A 15,944-nucleotide genomic window follows, 5' to 3' on the forward strand; every position below is an offset into this window, starting at 1 on the left:
GTCAGAACTTCTCCGGTCGGACGAGGGCGACCACGAGGTAGACGACGGCGGCGACCGCGAGCACCGCGGCGAGGATCGAGAAGAAGGTCATGACCGGTCGCCTCCGCGTCCTACGGGGCGGGCGGACGAGGAACGAGCCTCGGGGCCCAACTTCTCGACCCCCTTGGCGACGAGCGCGACCAGCGCGAACAGCGCGGCGGTCACGGCGAGGAAGACGACATCGAGCACGACGACTCCAGGTTCGGGACGGAACCGCGGGCGAGCCGCGGGCGCCGCGGGGCGGCACGTCTGTCGATACAACTCCGCCGGGCCGCGGCATCCTCGGGCCCTAACGCTTTCCCTACGGGTCGCTCACGGACCCATACGGAGTGCTTACGGGGCGGCTGTGCGCACAGCTCCTGCGGAAAGGGGGCCGCCCGACTCTGAACCGCTTGATGAGGTCGGATGCGCAGGAGCTGTGCAGCGGGCCGGTCGAGCCGCCTCCGCGGAGCGCACCGCCGGCGAGCCCCCGGGTTCCGCGGCCGGCAGTGCACGACTCCTGCGCCGTGTCCCGCCGGGGGCATCGAGACCACCGCAGCCGCGGATCCTGCAGGAGATGTGCGCCGACCGCGCATGATGGAGACATGGCCGAGAACGACGTGCGCGTGAGCGCGGGGCTGGTGATCCCCGCGTCCGAGCTGTCGTGGCGGTTCTCGCGCTCGTCGGGCCCGGGCGGTCAGGGGGTGAACACCGCCGATTCGCGCGCGGAGCTGATGTGGGATGCCACGGCATCCGCCGTTCTCTCGACCGTGCAGCGCGAGCGCGTGCTCGAGCGGCTCGGCGACCGGCTGGTCGACGGGGTGCTGACGATCGCGGCTTCCGAGCATCGGGCGCAGCTGCGCAACCGCGACGCGGCCCGCGCCCGGCTCGCCGCCCTCGTGGCCGAGGCGGTGCGGCCCCCGGCTCCGCCGCGCCGGGCGACGAAGCCGACCCGCGGGTCGAAGGAGCGCCGCCTGCAGGCCAAGCAGCGTCGCACCGACGTCAAGCGGATGCGGCAGCGCCCGACGGACTGACGGGCGCGCGCCCGCGTCGGCCCAGCCATCCCCGCCGAGTGTCCAGGACACCCGGACGCTCCGGAGATCCGCCCGGGTGTTGTGGACACTCGACCCTGGTCGGGCGCGTCAGGCGCCGCCCTCGGCGCGGCGGCGACGCACCTGCTCCTCGAGGTCGGCGAGGTGCATCTCGCGCTCGAGGTCGGCGATCTGCTGCTCCGTCGTGCGTGCGTCGCGCGGGGCCGGGGCGGGCGACGGGTCGGGCTGCCTCTGCCACCGCCGCGGGTCACCGAAAGTCAGGGGAGCCGTGCGCTGCTCGTACTCGCGCCCGATCGTGAACCACAGGATCGACCCGATCAGCGGCAGCAGCACGATGAAGAACACCCACACGAACTTCGGCATGTGCTTGACCTGGTCGTCGCGGCGCGTGATGGCATCGATCAGCGCGATCACCATCACGACGAGGGTCAGCAGGGCGAGGATCGGCATGGCCCCCACCCTGGCGGAGCACTCCGCGCGGCGTCCACCTTCTGGCCGCGTTGCGAAACGCCGAACGCCCCCGCCGCGTGGCGAGGGCGTCCGGATCGGTTCAGGATGCCGGATCCGACGGCGTCTTCTTCACGCGCTGCGCCGGGACCTCGGCGATCGGGCGGCCGCTGCGCGATTGGCCGGGCAGGGGGCGCGACCGGCGTCCGTAGATGAGCTCCGACGAGTCGAGCAGCCACGGCACGAGCGTGATCGAGACGCCGTGCACGAGCATGAGCTGCTGGGCCAGGCGGCGCGAGCGGCGGTTGTGGAGGATCGACTCCCACCAGTGCCCCACGATGAACTGCGGCAGGTACACGGTGACGACGGCGGAGCCGTTGTTCGCGCGGTACTTCTTGATGAACGTCGACACGGGCGAGCTGTAGGTGCGGTACGGCGAGTCGATGATGACGAGGGGCAGGGGCATGTTGTGCTCCGCCCACTCCCTCTGCAGCTTCGCCGCGTCTTCGTCGGTGATGGCGACGTGCACGGCGAGGGTCTTGTCGTGGTTGGCGGCGAGGGCGTAGTCGATCGCCTTCATCACGGGCTTCTGCAGGCGGTTGACGAGGACGATGGCGACGTCGCCCGACGAGCCGAAGTGCACGTCGTCGTCCATGCGGATCTCATGCTCGACGTCGCGGTAGTACCGGTTCACGCCGATCATGAGCACCGCCAGGATCGGGATGGCGATGAACACCAGCCACGCGCCGTGCGTGAACTTCGTGATGGTCACGATGAGCAGCACGAGCACGGTCATGGCCGCGCCGACGGAGTTGATCCACAGGCCTGCGATGGCCGAGCGGCGTTCGATCGCCGCCGACTGCTGCTTCGCCGCCTCGGGGGGCAGGTCCTTCAATCCGCGCAGCGTGCGGCGCCAGTGCTTGACCATGCCGATCTGGCCGAGCGAGAACGACACGAAGACGCCGATGATGTAGAGCTGGATCAGCGTGGTGAGGTTGGCCTGGTAGACGATCAGCACACCGATGGCGACGATGCCGAGGATGATCATGCCGTTCGAGTACACGAGCCGGTCGCCGCGGGTGTTGAGCGCCTTCGGGGCGTAGCCGTCGCGCGCGAGCACCGACCCGAGCAGCGGGAAGCCGTTGAACGCGGTGTTGGCCGCGAGCAGCAGCACGCACGCGGTCGCGGCCTGGATGATGAAGAACGGGATGCTGCCCATGCCGAAGGTCGCCGCGGCGACCTGGGCCATGAGGCTCGGCTGCGGGTTGTTCGCGCAGTCGAACCCGATGAGGTGGCAGGGGTTCTCGGCGTAGTGCACGCCCGAGATCAGCGCGAGCGCGGTGAGGCCCACGAACAGGATGATCGCGATGCCGCCCATCATCGTCAGCGTCGTCTGGGCGTTGCGGATCTTCGGCATCCGGAACGCGGGCACGCCGTTCGACACGGCCTCGACGCCCGTGAGAGCGGAACAGCCGCTCGAGAACGCGCGCAGGACGAGCAGGATCAGCGCCGCCTGCGTCAGCGACTCCGCCTGCACCGCGTACTGCGCGCTCGAGGCGACGGGGGCGAAACCGAAGAGGGTGCGACCCAGGCCGACGACGATCATCACGCCGACCGACCCGATGAACAGGTAGGTGGGGATCGCGAAGACGCTCGAGGCCTCGCGCACGCCGCGGAGGTTGACGATGACGATGAGGATGACGAACCCGACCGCGATCTCGACGCGGAACGGGTTGAGTTCCGGGAGCGCCGAGATGATGTTGTCGACACCGGATGCCACCGACACGGCCACCGTGAGCACGTAGTCCACGAGCAGGGCCGCTGCGACGACGACCCCCGGCACTTCGCCCAGGTTCTTGCTGGCGACTTCGTAGTCGCCGCCGCCCGAGGGGTAGGCCTTGATGAGCTGACGGTAGCTGAGCACCACCACGACCAGCAGCACCACGACGGCCACCGCGACCCACGGGCTGAGGGTCAGCAGAGCCGTTCCGCCGATGAGCAGGATCATCAGCAGCTCCTGCGGGGCATAGGCCACGGAGGAGAGGGCGTCGGAGGCGAAGATGGGCAGCGCCATCTTCTTAGGGAGGAGCTGCTCGTCGAGTTTCTCGGACGTGAGAGGCTCGCCGATCAGAATGCGTTTCGCGATCGGCGTCTCTTCGCCGTCAACGCGACTTTCGTCAGTCACGGCGCGCGACATTACGCGCACTCCAGGCTCTGCGCAATCTGACGCGCACGGCGTTCACCGGATGGTCGACCTCCACGGATCCTCCCGGACGACCTCCATCGGGTGAAGGACGTCGTCCGGGAGTGCCGAAGGGTGTTCTCGCGGGTGCGATCTGTCCGTCACGCGTCGGGCGCGAGGCCCAGCTGGGTGAGGATGCCCAGCTCGTCGCTGCTTCCCCAGCGCTCGGCGAGCTTGCCGTCGACGAAGGTGCTGATCTGTACGCCGCGGATCTTCACCGGCCGGCCTGTCGGAGCGTGGCCGCGGAACTCGCCGGTCTGCGTCCCGGTCAGCGTGTACGCGAACGCGACGCTGTCGTCATCCGCGACGAGCTTCTCCACCGCGAGTGCCATGTCGGGGAACGCCGTCCGCAGCTCGCCGAAGAACGCGGCGTACCCGCGCGGACCTTGCTCCTGACCGGGCGCCGGGTCGTGGTCGACCGAATCGGGAGCGACGAGGTCGTCGAACGCGGCGAAGTCGCCCGCGTTCACCGCCTCGCCGAATGCCTGCTGGGATGCGATGTTCTGCTCACGAGTCATGGGATCTCACCTTTTCTGCACGCCACCGGTGCCTGAATCGACCGTGCTGGTCGCGAGCGACGGTATGCCGCCACCTCGGTCGTCACCGGAGGGTTGACCGTCGGCGGTCGGCCTGCTGTGCCGGGTGTCGCGGCGCCACGACGCCGGGCACGAGATGCGGCCCCGTCGAAGGATGGGCCTCGACGCGGGAGCGGTCTCGACGGGGTCAGGCGGCGCAGCGCTCGGCGATGTATGCGGCGATCGCGTCGGCGCCGACGTGGTCGTGCGCGGTGATCGTGACGACGGTGTCGGCGACGAAGACGAGCAGTTGGCCGTGCGCGCCATGCAGCCGCCACGCGGCACCGGGGCCGTCCCATCCCGCGAGCGCGTAGCGGCGATAGCCCTCTCCCGCGCTCCCCGTTCCGATCCACGCCGTGTGCAGCGCATCCACCGTCTGCGCCGAGACGAGGCGGCGCCCGTCCCACATGCCGCGGTCACGGATGAGCTTTCCGAGACGGGCCATCTCCTCCGTGCGGAGGGAGAGTCCCTCGCCACCGAGCACCCGCCCGAGCGGGCAGCGTCGCCATGCGACGTCGTCGAGACCCAGCGGGGTGAACAACCGCGGTCGCAGGAACTCCTCGACGTCGCCCGTGCGCTGCGACAGCGCGTGCATCGCGGTGTACGTGCTCGCGTTGGAGTACTGGAAGACGCGCCCCCGCGTGGGGCGGGAGAGGAACTCGGCGGCGACGTCGGGCCAGTCGGTCATCATCGTCTCGGAGTAGGGGAAGTCGATGCCGCTCGACATCGACAGGAGGTGGCGGAGGGTCACGTCGGTGGCGGCGGGCAGCAGCTCGCCCACCGGGGCGTCCAGCGCCGCGAGACCCTCGTCGGCCGCGATCCCCGCAGCGAGCACCGCGACGGCCTTGGCGACCGAGTGGATCTCCTCGCGCTCGTCGGGCGCCCAGCGGTGTTCCGCGACGGCGTCGCCGACCCGCACGTGCAGTCCGTGGGCGCGGAAGCCCGTGTCGTCGATGCGGGCGACGAGCTCGTCGCGGAGGCGGGTGGCGCGGCACATGTGCACAAGGCTACGGAGGCCCGACCGACCTCCCCCTAAGCTCGCGGGGTGCACAACATCGTCGGATCGGGGCTGCTCGCCGTCTTCGCGGGTGCGGTGGTCGCGGTGCTGGCGTTCGTGCCGTTCGTCGCGGTCAGCTATCGCCGTCGCGGGGGATTGACGCTGTGGCGCACCCTGCTGTGGGCGGGCGCCGCCGTGTACTTCTGGGCGATCTGGACGTACACGCTCATCCCCCTGCCCGACGGCGACGCCTACCGCTGCGCGGGGGTGAACCTCCGCCCCTTCGAATTCGTCGACGAGATCCGCGCGGCGGTCGCCGTCTCGGGCCGCTACCTCACCGACCCCGTCGTGCTGCAGGTGGCGTTGAACGTGCTGCTTTTCCTCCCGCTCGGGTTCTTCCTCCGCGTCCTCGGCGGACGCGGCATCCTGATCGCCGGAGTCGCGGGCCTGGTCGTCTCGGGGGTCATCGAGACCACGCAGCTCACCGGCGTCTGGGGGATCTTCCCGTGCGCCTATCGCGTCTTCGACGTCGACGACCTGATCGCCAACACCTCGGGAGCGCTCCTCGGGTCGGTACTCGCGTTCGCGGTGCCCGCGCAGCACCGGGGAGTGCAGAAGAGCCCGGATGCCGAGCAGCCCCGCCCGGTCACACGTCGCCGTCGGTTGCTCGGCATCGTGTGCGACGTGGTGGGCGTGTGGCTCGTGGGCTTCGCCGTCTCGGTGGCCGTGCAGGCGGCGATCGCCCTCACCCTGGGGGATGCCGCGACCTTCTCGACCGACGAGGTGGCCTCGCTCGCGGGGACGCTGGCCTCGGCCGGCCTGTGGCTGGTCGTGATCCTGACGACGGGGAGGTCGATCGGCGACCTCGCCACGCGCGTGCGGTTCACGAACGGTGTGCTGCCGGCGTGGGTGGCGCGGCCGCTGCGCTTCCTCACCGGGGCTGGAGCGTACGCCGTGCTCGCGGGGCTGCCCGCGCCGTGGTCGTTGACGGCCTTCGTGCTCGCGCTCGCGACCGGGGCGCTCCTCGTCGTCTGGCGTGACGGGCGGGGTCTCACCGGGTGGATCGGGCGCCGCCGCCTGGTCGACGACCGGGCGGGAGTGGTGAGTCCGTCGGTCGACGCGTCGTCGTCGGCCCGCGGCACCCTCGAGTGACGGCGAAGATCGCCATCCGTCACAGCGCGTTCCAGCCCTGGATCTGACGGCCCGGGTGGACGTCACCGGTTCGCGGCGAACTCCTCGGCCAGCACGCCCATGAGCACCTCGTCGTGGAAGCGACCTCCGTGGAACGCCACGGCGCGGCGCACGCCCTCACGCACGAATCCGGCCTTCTCGTAGGCGCGAAGGGCTCGCGTGTTGAAGGCCCAGACCCGCAGTTCAACCTTGTGCAGGCCCAGCTCGTCGAAGCCGTAGCGGAGCATCGTGCGGGTGGCATCCGTGCCGTAGCCGCGGCCGACCGCGTCGGGGCCGATCATGATCGCGAACGTCGCGACACGCGCGGGCAGGTTTCCTCCCCACAGCGTCGCGTGGCCGATGAGGCGCCCCTCCTCGTCGTCGATGCTGTAACCCGCGCCGCCGGGGGAGTCGTTGCGGCTCCACGCCTGGAACATCTCCCGCACGGATGCGACGGGCCGATGCTGCACGCCGCCCTGCTGCAGGACCGCCGCGTCGTCGCGGCGCCACCAGTCCACGAGGGCGTCGAGATCGGCGTCGGTGGTCGCCCGCAGGCGGACGCATTCGCCACGGAGCAGGTCGGCACCGTAGGCGAGCGCGGAGGAGGTGTCGCGAAGGTCGTCCATCCATCGACCGTAACGGGGCGTCGCCAACAGACCCAGAGGAAAGGGCCTCAGGCGAACATCTGCCGCAGCGCGGCGAGATCTCCGGCGTCGAGAGCGCGGGCGATCACGTCCGCGTCGTCGGCCGAGGGGAACAGGCCCGCCAAATCGTCCCGGAAGATCGAGCGCATTTCGTCGAGATCATCGGCATGGGCGGCGACACGCATCGCCTCGATGGCGCGCTGATAGGGGATCTGCTGATAGCCCCCGGGGGCATCGGGGGGACTGAAGTACGGGATCCACGGAAGCGATCCATCGGGATGCAGGAGCAGCACGTCTCCGGGCTGGATCACGCGCGTGTGGTTGAGGTCGGCGATGCTCAGCGGGTTGGCGATGCAGAAACGATCGCCGATCGCGTAGAGCGAGTCGCCCGGTTCGACGGTGTAGGTCATGACGACACCGTCGTCGTCCACTCCCACCGGACCGGCGGCGAGCTCGCGCGGGCCTCGGTCGATCAGGTCGTCGTTCAGGCTCGCGCTCATCCTGCCGAAATGGATCCACCGCGGGATATCGCACCCTTCGGGGTCGTTCCGCCGGATCATGAGGCCGTTGCCGACGTCCACGTAGCCCTCGCCGAGCCCGGTCGCGTCCGTCTCTCCCGCGCCGGATGCCGCGGTCTCGGTCGGGGAGGGAGCGGGCACGGCCGCACCGATCGACGTCACGTGCGTGAAAGCGGCCGACACGGCGGGAGCGGCGAGCGCGAAGAGCCCGCCGACGACGACGATCGACACCCCGCTCGCGATCGCTGCTGCCTTCTTCATGCGCTCACCCTACGGGGGTGCCTTCGCGGATGCCGGCGATTCTGCGGACGCGGGCCGCACCCTCGCAGAGGCGGTGTCCCCTGCCTGGCGATGACCGGAGGGATGCGTGTCGCCACCCCCGAGGCGTCTCGGTCGGGAGAAGGACCGTGCTGCGCCACCCGCCGCGCTACCGTGACCCCATGAGAGAGCCGCTGTCGCCGGCGGACGCGCGCATCCTGGCGCTGGAGTCCGACGTGGTGCGCGGGCACGCCCTGAAGCTGCTCGTGCTCGAGCCGGGCCCGTCCCTCGACCTCGAGGCCGTGCGCGCGAGCGTCGCCGAACGCCTGGGTGCCTTCCCGCGCGGCCGTCAGGTCGTGGTCGACGACGGCGAAGGACCCGCGTGGGTCGACGCGGCCGAGGTCGAGGTCGCGCACCACGTCCGCCGCTTTGCCGCGGGCGACCCGGCGGACCTGCGCGCGGTCGTCGGGCGGCTCATGTCGGAACCCCTCGACCGGTCGCGGCCGTTGTGGACGATCGACCTCATCGGGCCGCTCGCCGACGGGCGCGAGGCCGTGGCCGTGCGCCTGCATCACGCGCTCGCCGACGGACTGACGGCCGTGCGCTTCCTCGAGGCGGTGGTCTTCGAGCCGCACGACGCCCCGGCTCACGAGGTCGGCATCCGCGATCCCGCGGCGCGCCCGACGCGCTGGAGCGAATGGGAGCGGATGCCGCTGACCGTGGCCCGCGAGCTCGGCCACCCGGGATCGCATTCGCCGTTCGACCGCCCTCTCACCGCACGCCGTGCCCTGGCGTTCGTCGACGTGCCCCTCGCCGAGGCGCGGGCGGTCGGTGCGTCTCGCGCCGCGCACGCGACCGTCAACGACGTGCTCCTCGCCGTGATCGCGGGGGCGCTGCGCCGACGGCTCCTCCACCACGGCCACACGCCGCGGGTGAACGCCCAGGTGCCCGTGAGCCTGCACGAGAAGGGGGAGGATGCCGCGGCATCCGGCAATCGCGACTCCTTCGTCGACGTGGGCCTGCACCTGCACGAGCCCGACGACCTGCGCCGACTCGACCTGCTGAGCGCGCAGATGCGCGCACGCAAGAACGGACGCGATGCCCGGGCGCTCGACGAACTGTTCCACGCGCTCGCGTCGGCGGGGCCCCTCGGAACGTACGTGCGCGGCCTCGCCGACGACCCGCGCGAATTCGCGCTCGCCATCTCGAACGTGCCCGGTCCCCGCGTCGCGGTGGCCGTCGCCGGGCGCCGCGTCGGACACGTCTACACGTCGTCGGAGCCGGGCCCCCGCCACGCGCTGCGCGTCGCGGCGATCTCCAACGACCGCTGGCTGGGCGTCGGCTTCTGCGTCGACCCCGCCGCGGTGCCCGACGTCGACGAGCTCGCGGACGCCGCGCACGACGCGTGGGAGGCGCTGCGCGCCGGGACCGAGTGAATCGGTCGCGGTCGCGACCCGCCCCGGCATCCGGCGTTCACGTGTCGCGTCCCGGCCCCGCTCGATGCCGGGACGGCACCCGTTTCGATGCCGTGACACCGCACGCACCGGCACCGGCCGCGCCGCCTAGGCTGGACGCGGAGGGTCGGATGTCGTCGAGAGCAGGGCGCGCGCAACGCGTGGGCCGCGGTGTCGCCGCGGCGGCCGTCGCGACCTTCATCGCGACCGTCTCGCACGCCTCCGTCGGGGCGGAGCTCCCTCCCACGCTCAACGCCGTCCTCGCGCTGTGCCTCGCCGCCCCCGTCTGCGTGCTGCTGGCGGGGCGCACGGCGTCGTGGTGGCGCCTCTCGCTCGCGGTCGTGCTGAGCCAGGCGCTGTTCCACGGCATCCTGGCGCTCGATCTGAGCGGGAGCGGCGCGGGGCCGATGTCGCACCACGGTGCCGCGCCGCTTCTGCTGGATGCTGCCGCCACGGGGCCGGCGCACGCCGCGCATTCGCCCTGGATGTGGGTCGCGCACGCGTTCGCGGCGGCGGTCACGATCCTGGCCCTCGGTCGCGGCGAGCGGGCGGTGCGGGCGATCGCGCGCTTCTTCGTCGCGGTGCTTCTGCGGCTGCGCCCGTTCCGCGGACCGGCGGCGCGCACGGATGCCGTCCGCACGGCACCCGAACCACTGCTGCTGACGACGGCGATGACGGTGCTGTCGCCGATGAGGCATCGGGGTCCGCCGCGCGCGGCGTGACCTCCGACACCCTCCTTCGCGGCGCGTCCGTCTGATCGGCGCGCCCATTCGCAGAAAGCAGCACCCATGTCTCGCAAGACCATCCTTCGTCGTACCCTCGCGGGCCTCGCCGCCGGCGCCGTCCTCGCCATCGGCGCGCCGCTCGCGGCGTCCGCGCACGTCACCGTCAACCCGAACACCGCGACGCCGGGCAGCTACGCCACGGTGAACTTCCGCGTCCCGACCGAGTCCGAGACGGCATCCACCGTCAAGGTCGAGGTCGCCCTGCCCACCGACACCCCGCTCAGTTCCGTGCTCGTCGAGCCGGTGACCGGGTGGACCGCCACGGTCGAGAAGGGCGCCCTCCCCGCCCCCGTCGAGGTCGACGGCAACACCATCTCGGATGCCGCACTGAAGATCGTCTGGCAGGCCGACCCGGGCATCGGCATCGGCCAGGACCAGTTCCAGATCTTCTCGGCCGTGCTCGGGCCGGTGCCCGACACCGGGCACCTGCTGCTGCCGGCGACGCAGACCTACTCCGACGGGGAGGTCGTGGAGTGGGCGGCGACGCCCGACCAGGTCGCAGCCGACGACACGCTCGAGCCCGCGCCGGTGCTCTACATCAACGACGCTCCGCCGGCCGGGGAGCACAGCCACGGGACGTCGACGACGGCGGCCTCCGCCACGGACGACCACTCCAGCGAGGCGAGCGCCACGACGAGCGACTCCTCGTCGGGCGTCGCGCTGGGGCTCAGCATCGCGGCCCTCGTGGTCGCCGCGGCCGGTGCCGTTCTCGGCGCCCTCGCCTTCGCGCGTCGTCCGAAGCGCGCGTGAGCATGCGCTCCCGCACCGCGCTTCGCCGCGCACTCGCCGGGGCGGCGGTGATCGCTGCGGCGATGACCGCCGCCTTCGGCGGGGCCACGGCCGCATCCGCGCACGACAGCCTCGTCTCGTCGTCTCCCGCGGAGGGCGACAGCGTCTCGAGCCTGTCGGAGGTCACCCTCGACTTCAGTGCCAACCTGCTCGGCGCCGACGGGGGGAACCTCGTCATCGTGGTGGGGCCCGACGGCCGGCACTACGAGAGCGAGTGCGCTGCTCTCGCCGGTCCCACACTGACGACCGCCGTCGCGCTCGGGGCACCCGGCGACTATCAGGTCGAGTGGCGCGCGGTGTCGTCCGACGGTCATCCGGTGTCGGGCGTCATCCCGTTCACCTGGACGGGCGAGAGCGCGTCCGACGGCTCGGAGCAGTCGCCCTGCGCCGCCGCCGTCGGCGCGGGGGAGGCCGCACCGGAGACGGATGCGGTGTCGCCGGCAGGGATGTCCGGCCTCACCATCGGACTGCTCGCGGGCGGCGGTGCCGTGGTGGTCGTCGGCATCCTCATCGTCATCATCCTCCGCACCCGCAGCCGCGAGGACTGAGTCCTCGGACCGCCCGCCGTCGGACGTCCACGTCCGCGGCGGGCGGCTCGTGCCGGGGTGAAGTCCTGCGGACGACGGCATCCGGATGCCGGGACGGCGGCTCCGGGGCGCCCGACGCCGGACGCCGGGGCCCGGACTACAGGCTCGAGCCCGCCACCGAGAAGGTGTCGCAGGCGTTCACACCGCCCTGGCGGCCCGCGTCGAACCACCGCGTCCGCTGCTCGCTGGAGCCGTGCGTGAAGCTCTCGGGGTTGGTGACCTGGCCCGCCTCGGCCTGGATGTGATCGTCGCCCACCGCGGCCGCCGCCGAGAGCGCATCGGTGATCTGCTGCTCGGTCGGGGGCTGCAGATACGGCGTGCCGTTCTCATCGACCTGCTCGCCGGCCGCGGCGACCCAGGCGCCGGCGTAGCAGTCGGCCTGCAGCTCGGTGCGCACGCCGTTGCTGTCGGGGCCCGTGCCGTTGTTCGGGTACTCCTGCATCACCCCGGTGAGGTTCTGCACGTGGTGGCCGTATTCGTGGGCGAGCACGTAGAGCTGGGCGAGGGGACCGGCGGTGGTGTCGTACTGCTCCCGCAGGATGGAGAAGAACGTCGGATCGACGTACACGGTCTCATCCGGCGGGCAGTAGAACGGTCCCGTCGCGTTCGACGCCGTCCCGCACGAGCTCGACGTCGCCCGGTCGACGATGATCAGCTGCGGCTCCCGGTACCCGTCGAGGCGCTCCTGCCAGAACTGATCGATGCTGAGGGTCGCCGCCGCGAGGCGGCACGTGTCGTCGTTGTTGGCATCCTGTCCCGTCGAACAGTTGGCGATCGCCTCACCGCCGCCCTGGGGCGCGGCGGGGGCGCCGCCGCCGAGGAGCCCCGACAGGTCGGTGCCGGTGAACGCCGAGATCAGGAACACCACGATCGCACCGAGTCCCACCGCGCCGCCGCCGACGGCGGCGACCGTTCCGCCGCGCCGCTTGGCCGAGTTCCCGCCGACGCGGGCATTGTCGTTGAACGTCACGGCGTTCACGGTACGCGCGCCGACAGCCGCGAACACGGGGCTGGACTTCTCACCGCCGAGTGGGAGCACACCTCCGTGAGCGACCCGGCGCCGGGCGCCGACCTGGCGTGCCCAACGTGTCGATGAGACCGGATGCCCCATCTTCTTGTCTTGCGCCCCGGGCCGCGCCGCCGCCCATGCTCATACGTATTCACGAAACACGATCGTTACCGTCCGATGTGAACGCTTAGGCTTCCCTAAGCGCTATGCATACGTATACGGTTTGGCCATGTCATCCACCAAGAAGCGCGCTATCGCCCTCGCCGCCGTCGCGGCCGTGGGTGCACTCGCCCTCTCCGGATGCGGCGCGGGTAGCCGCACGGGGAACGCGAATGCCACCGAGGTCACCTGCGACTACACCGCCCCCGAATCCGCGACCACGGTCAACGTGCTCGCCTACAACTCCTCCGCCATCGATCCGTTCACCGACACGATGGTCTCCAGCTGCACCAAAGATGATGTCACGGTCAAGCACGACCCGATCGACTTCGGCGGCCAGGTCACGAAGACCACGGCCACCCTGTCGGGGGACACCGGCAGCTACGACATCGTCGAGACCTACGGCTTCGTCATCCCGAGCCTCGCCGTCGACGACAAGCTCGTCCCCCTCGACGATCTGTTCGCCGAATTCGCCGACAAGTACGACCTGAACGCGATCAGCGAGTCGATGCGTCAGGGCATGTCGTACGACGGCAAGCTCTACGCCCTGCCCATGCAGGCGCAGATGTTCGTCATGGCCTACCGCACCGACGTCTTCGACGAGCTCGGCCTCGAGGTCCCCCAGACCTTCGATGACATGATCAGCGCTGCCGAGGCCATCAAGGCCTCGGGCAAGATGCAGTACCCGATCGCGCTGCCGTGGCTCGCCACCGCCGACGTGACGACGAGCTTCCAAGCCGTCATGAACTCGCTCGGCGGCGACTTCGTCGACGCGAACGGCACGGTCACCCTCGACACCCCGGAGGCCAAGGAGGCGCTCCAGGCCATGCAGAGCCTGCAGCCCTACATGGACCCGCAGGTGACCACCTTCGACCAGCCGAAGGTGCAGCAGCAGATGTACAACGACACCGCGGCGATGTCGATCATGTTCTCGGGGCGCATGAGCGATCTGACCAAGTCGGAGAACAGCAAGCTGTCCGAGAACTTCGGCTTCGCGGCACCGCCGAAGGTCTCGACGTCGGCGCCGTACCTGTACGACCGCCTCTCGATCGACGGATGGTCGATCCCGTTCAACACCAAGCTCGACCACAAGATGCTGTTCGAGATGATGGCTTCCGCCGTCAGCGAGGACGCGTCGAAGGCCTCGGTCCCGGCGGCCTACCCCGCTCGCGAGGGCATGGTCACCGCCGACAACTCGCCCTACGGGCAGGCTGCCAACGACTCCATCGCGGGTGCCATGCCGCCCGTGGTCTCGCCGGTGCTGGCCCCGATCAGCAACGAGATCACGCCGATCGTGGCGCAGTTCCTCGCCGGCGGCCTGTCGGTCGACGAGGCGACGGCGCAGATGCAGGCAGCGGGGGAGAAGATCGCGGGCTGACGCCCGCCATCGCCCGCATCCACCGGTGAACAGGAGGGCCCGGCCCGGTCGACGACGACCGGGCCGGCGCCCCACTGAGAGGAGTCGTCCCGTGAAAGCACGCGAGTTCTGGGTGTTGTTCGCCCCCAGCCTGGCCATCATGAGCGCTCTGCTCGTGTTCCCCCTTCTGCGTACCGTGCAGTGGAGCTTCGAGAACGTCCGGTACGGCGTCCCGGGGACCTTCGTCGGTCTCGCGAACTTCACCGACGCCCTGAGCGATCCGCGATTCCATCGGGCCGTCGTCTTCACCATCGCCGTGACGGTGGTCACCACCGCCATCCTGCTCGTCTTCGGGTATCTGATCGCCATCGCGGTCAACACCCTCCGCCTGTCGCGACCGCTGGTCCTCGGCATCATGCTCGTGTCGTACGTGCTGCCCAACCTCGTCGGCGCCGTCGCCTTCTCGTGGCTGTTCGACGACAACTTCGGAGGGGTGGTCAATCGATTGATCGGCTTCTTCGGCGGAACGCAGGTGCTCTGGTTCACCGATCAGGTGCCCAACGCCCTGCTCGTCATGCTGAACACCGTGTGGCAGATGCTGCCGTTCGCGATGCTCATCATCCTCGCCGGTCTGCAGGGAGTGCCGGTCGAGTTGCGGGAGGCCGCTCGTATCGACGGGGCGAACGCGTTCCAGACGCACCTGCAGGTCATCATCCCCACCATCCGCGGGGTGCTGGGCTTCGTCTGCCTCATCACGATCATGGATGTGCTGCGCATCTTCGACGCCCTGATCCCGTTGTCGCCGCAGGCGGAGACGATCGGCAACGAGTCGATCATGCTCTACGTCTATTCCGTGGCCTTCGCCAACGGCGCACAGGAGCTCGGTCTCGGCAGCGCCATCAACGTCCTGACCATCCTGCTGATCCTGGTCATGCTCATCCCCTTCATCCGGGGCATCTTCAAGGAAGCGAAGGCGGCCCGATGACCCTCCGCACCGAAGCGCTCTCCACGCGCGCGATCACCACCGGCGACATCGAGGGCAAGAACCGACGGCCGCGGCCGCGGCGCCGCATCCGAGGTGTCACGGGGTTGCTGCTCGGCATCCTGTGCTTCCTCATGCTCAGCCCGTTCATCTGGATGACGCTGTCGGTGACGAAGCCGACCGACGTCGCCTTCGCCAACCCGCCCGTCCTGTCGGGCTACGAGCCGACGCTGAAGGCGTTCGTCGACCTCTGGGAGACCACCTACTTCGCCGACTATCTCGTCAACACCCTCTCGGTGGCGGTGATCTCCACGTTGATCGCCCTCGTCATCGGCATCCCCGCCGCATATGCGCTCTCGCGGTTCCCCAGCTACATCTCGGCCCTCCTGCTCGTGCTGGCCCTGATCTTCCGGGCCCTGCCGCGCTTCGCCGTGGTGCTGCCGATGTACGACATCAGCCGCGCGCTCGGGATCTACGACACCACCTTCGCGCTGGCCATCGCCCTCGTCGCGATCAATCAACCGTTCACGATCTGGCTACTGCGCAACTTCTTCGCCGAGATCCCCCGTGAGCTGGACGAGGCGGCCATGATCGACGGCTGCACCCGCATCGGCATGCTGCGCCGGGTCATGATCCCGCTGATGGGACCCGGCATCCTGACTGCCGGCATCTTCGTCTTCCTCTTCGCGTTCCAGGAGTATCTGACGGCGCTGGTGCTCACCGACACCTCATCGAAGACGGTCCCCGTCTTCATCGCCACGCAGCTCGGTCAGACGCTGCCGATGCTCCAGCAGGCGGGCGCGGCGTCGATGCTGCTGACGATCCCCGTCGTCGTCATCGCCTTCATCGCGCAGAAGTACCTCGTGGCGGGTCTGAGCGACGGCGCCGTCAAGGGCTGAGG

Annotated in this window: 18 protein-coding genes; 9 read left to right on the forward strand and 9 right to left on the reverse strand. The window is 70.3% G+C overall.

Annotation, left to right across the window (positions count from 1 at the left end; translation table 11 throughout):
* Position 1 precedes the first annotated feature (1 nt).
* Positions 2-91 (reverse strand): K(+)-transporting ATPase subunit F, encoded by a 90-nt coding sequence (kdpF, locus tag AB0N80_RS03160; protein ID WP_363387959.1) that lies wholly within the window; start codon positions 89-91, stop codon positions 2-4.
* On the reverse strand, positions 88-228 hold the full coding sequence (locus tag AB0N80_RS03165; RefSeq protein WP_363387956.1) for a hypothetical protein: 141 nt from the start codon (positions 226-228) through the stop codon (positions 88-90). Before AB0N80_RS03165 ends, kdpF begins: the two co-directional genes overlap by 4 nt.
* 395 nt (positions 229-623) lie before the next feature.
* Between AB0N80_RS03165 and arfB the strand changes: the two genes are divergently transcribed.
* Complete coding sequence (gene arfB, locus AB0N80_RS03170) at positions 624-1,052, forward strand: alternative ribosome rescue aminoacyl-tRNA hydrolase ArfB (protein WP_315993963.1); 429 nt, start codon at positions 624-626, stop codon at positions 1,050-1,052.
* Positions 1,053-1,160: 108 nt separating this feature from the next.
* On the opposite strand, the gene AB0N80_RS03175 is transcribed toward arfB, so the two are convergent.
* The 4 genes from AB0N80_RS03175 to AB0N80_RS03190 form a co-directional block, all read right to left on the reverse strand.
* Positions 1,161-1,520, reverse strand: coding sequence for a PLD nuclease N-terminal domain-containing protein (locus AB0N80_RS03175; protein ID WP_315993962.1), 360 nt, complete (start codon positions 1,518-1,520; stop codon positions 1,161-1,163).
* 100 nt (positions 1,521-1,620) lie between these two features.
* Positions 1,621-3,714: an APC family permease gene (locus AB0N80_RS03180; protein ID WP_315993961.1), complete on the reverse strand. Its 2,094-nt coding sequence runs from the start codon at positions 3,712-3,714 to the stop codon at positions 1,621-1,623.
* A 146-nt stretch (positions 3,715-3,860) separates the two neighbouring features.
* Positions 3,861-4,277: an ester cyclase gene (locus AB0N80_RS03185; protein WP_315993960.1), complete on the reverse strand. Its 417-nt coding sequence runs from the start codon at positions 4,275-4,277 to the stop codon at positions 3,861-3,863.
* A 205-nt stretch (positions 4,278-4,482) separates the two neighbouring features.
* Positions 4,483-5,331, reverse strand: a complete 849-nt coding sequence (locus AB0N80_RS03190) for a serine hydrolase (RefSeq protein WP_315993959.1) — start codon at positions 5,329-5,331, stop codon at positions 4,483-4,485.
* A 48-nt stretch (positions 5,332-5,379) separates the two neighbouring features.
* Between AB0N80_RS03190 and AB0N80_RS03195 the strand changes: the two genes are divergently transcribed.
* Positions 5,380-6,483: a VanZ family protein gene (locus tag AB0N80_RS03195; RefSeq protein WP_363577512.1), complete on the forward strand. Its 1,104-nt coding sequence runs from the start codon at positions 5,380-5,382 to the stop codon at positions 6,481-6,483.
* A 62-nt stretch (positions 6,484-6,545) separates the two neighbouring features.
* On the opposite strand, the gene AB0N80_RS03200 is transcribed toward AB0N80_RS03195, so the two are convergent.
* Positions 6,546-7,127: a GNAT family protein gene (locus AB0N80_RS03200; RefSeq protein ID WP_315993957.1), complete on the reverse strand. Its 582-nt coding sequence runs from the start codon at positions 7,125-7,127 to the stop codon at positions 6,546-6,548.
* A gap of 47 nt (positions 7,128-7,174) precedes the next feature.
* Positions 7,175-7,924: a LysM domain-containing protein gene (locus tag AB0N80_RS03205; RefSeq protein WP_315993956.1), complete on the reverse strand. Its 750-nt coding sequence runs from the start codon at positions 7,922-7,924 to the stop codon at positions 7,175-7,177.
* 179 nt (positions 7,925-8,103) lie between these two features.
* Between AB0N80_RS03205 and AB0N80_RS03210 the strand changes: the two genes are divergently transcribed.
* From AB0N80_RS03210 to AB0N80_RS03225, 4 genes are all read left to right on the forward strand, one after another.
* Positions 8,104-9,357, forward strand: coding sequence for a wax ester/triacylglycerol synthase domain-containing protein (locus AB0N80_RS03210; RefSeq protein ID WP_363577515.1), 1,254 nt, complete (start codon positions 8,104-8,106; stop codon positions 9,355-9,357).
* Positions 9,358-9,506: 149 nt separating this feature from the next.
* Positions 9,507-10,097, forward strand: coding sequence for a hypothetical protein (locus tag AB0N80_RS03215; protein ID WP_315993954.1), 591 nt, complete (start codon positions 9,507-9,509; stop codon positions 10,095-10,097).
* A 66-nt stretch (positions 10,098-10,163) separates the two neighbouring features.
* Positions 10,164-10,910, forward strand: coding sequence for a YcnI family protein (locus AB0N80_RS03220; protein WP_363577517.1), 747 nt, complete (start codon positions 10,164-10,166; stop codon positions 10,908-10,910).
* A gap of 2 nt (positions 10,911-10,912) precedes the next feature.
* Positions 10,913-11,497, forward strand: a complete 585-nt coding sequence (locus tag AB0N80_RS03225; RefSeq protein WP_363578170.1) for a copper resistance CopC family protein — start codon at positions 10,913-10,915, stop codon at positions 11,495-11,497.
* Between the two features lie 136 nt (positions 11,498-11,633).
* Here AB0N80_RS03225 and AB0N80_RS03230 read toward each other — a convergent pair whose 3' ends face one another.
* Positions 11,634-12,506: a neutral zinc metallopeptidase gene (locus AB0N80_RS03230; RefSeq protein WP_363577519.1), complete on the reverse strand. Its 873-nt coding sequence runs from the start codon at positions 12,504-12,506 to the stop codon at positions 11,634-11,636.
* 268 nt (positions 12,507-12,774) lie between these two features.
* Between AB0N80_RS03230 and AB0N80_RS03235 the strand changes: the two genes are divergently transcribed.
* The 3 genes from AB0N80_RS03235 (at position 12,775) to AB0N80_RS03245 (ending at position 15,942) form a co-directional block, all read left to right on the forward strand.
* A complete protein-coding gene (locus AB0N80_RS03235) occupies positions 12,775-14,082 on the forward strand; it encodes an extracellular solute-binding protein (RefSeq protein ID WP_315993951.1) in 1,308 nt (435 codons plus the stop codon).
* A 91-nt stretch (positions 14,083-14,173) separates the two neighbouring features.
* Positions 14,174-15,046, forward strand: coding sequence for a sugar ABC transporter permease (locus tag AB0N80_RS03240; protein ID WP_363577521.1), 873 nt, complete (start codon positions 14,174-14,176; stop codon positions 15,044-15,046).
* Positions 15,043-15,942, forward strand: a complete 900-nt coding sequence (locus tag AB0N80_RS03245; RefSeq protein ID WP_315993949.1) for a carbohydrate ABC transporter permease — start codon at positions 15,043-15,045, stop codon at positions 15,940-15,942. The genes AB0N80_RS03240 and AB0N80_RS03245 overlap by 4 nt, the downstream gene beginning before the upstream one ends.
* Positions 15,943-15,944: the final 2 nt, after the last annotated feature.

This window comes from Microbacterium sp. NPDC089188 (assembly GCF_040685155.1).
Classification (GTDB): Bacteria; Actinomycetota; Actinomycetes; order Actinomycetales; family Microbacteriaceae; genus Microbacterium; species Microbacterium galbum.

Coding starts and splice junctions, on each gene's coding strand:
- kdpF (WP_363387959.1), bottom strand. CDS start 91: ATGACCTTCTTCTCGATCCTCGCCGCGGTGCTCGCGGTCGCCGCCGTC.
- arfB (WP_315993963.1), top strand. CDS start 624: ATGGCCGAGAACGACGTGCGCGTGAGCGCGGGGCTGGTGATCCCCGCG.
- AB0N80_RS03175 (WP_315993962.1), bottom strand. CDS start 1,520: ATGCCGATCCTCGCCCTGCTGACCCTCGTCGTGATGGTGATCGCGCTG.
- AB0N80_RS03180 (WP_315993961.1), bottom strand. CDS start 3,714: ATGTCGCGCGCCGTGACTGACGAAAGTCGCGTTGACGGCGAAGAGACG.
- AB0N80_RS03185 (WP_315993960.1), bottom strand. CDS start 4,277: ATGACTCGTGAGCAGAACATCGCATCCCAGCAGGCATTCGGCGAGGCG.
- AB0N80_RS03190 (WP_315993959.1), bottom strand. CDS start 5,331: ATGTGCCGCGCCACCCGCCTCCGCGACGAGCTCGTCGCCCGCATCGAC.
- AB0N80_RS03200 (WP_315993957.1), bottom strand. CDS start 7,127: ATGGACGACCTTCGCGACACCTCCTCCGCGCTCGCCTACGGTGCCGAC.
- AB0N80_RS03205 (WP_315993956.1), bottom strand. CDS start 7,924: ATGAAGAAGGCAGCAGCGATCGCGAGCGGGGTGTCGATCGTCGTCGTC.
- AB0N80_RS03210 (WP_363577515.1), top strand. CDS start 8,104: ATGAGAGAGCCGCTGTCGCCGGCGGACGCGCGCATCCTGGCGCTGGAG.
- AB0N80_RS03215 (WP_315993954.1), top strand. CDS start 9,507: ATGTCGTCGAGAGCAGGGCGCGCGCAACGCGTGGGCCGCGGTGTCGCC.
- AB0N80_RS03220 (WP_363577517.1), top strand. CDS start 10,164: ATGTCTCGCAAGACCATCCTTCGTCGTACCCTCGCGGGCCTCGCCGCC.
- AB0N80_RS03225 (WP_363578170.1), top strand. CDS start 10,913: ATGCGCTCCCGCACCGCGCTTCGCCGCGCACTCGCCGGGGCGGCGGTG.
- AB0N80_RS03235 (WP_315993951.1), top strand. CDS start 12,775: ATGTCATCCACCAAGAAGCGCGCTATCGCCCTCGCCGCCGTCGCGGCC.
- AB0N80_RS03245 (WP_315993949.1), top strand. CDS start 15,043: ATGACCCTCCGCACCGAAGCGCTCTCCACGCGCGCGATCACCACCGGC.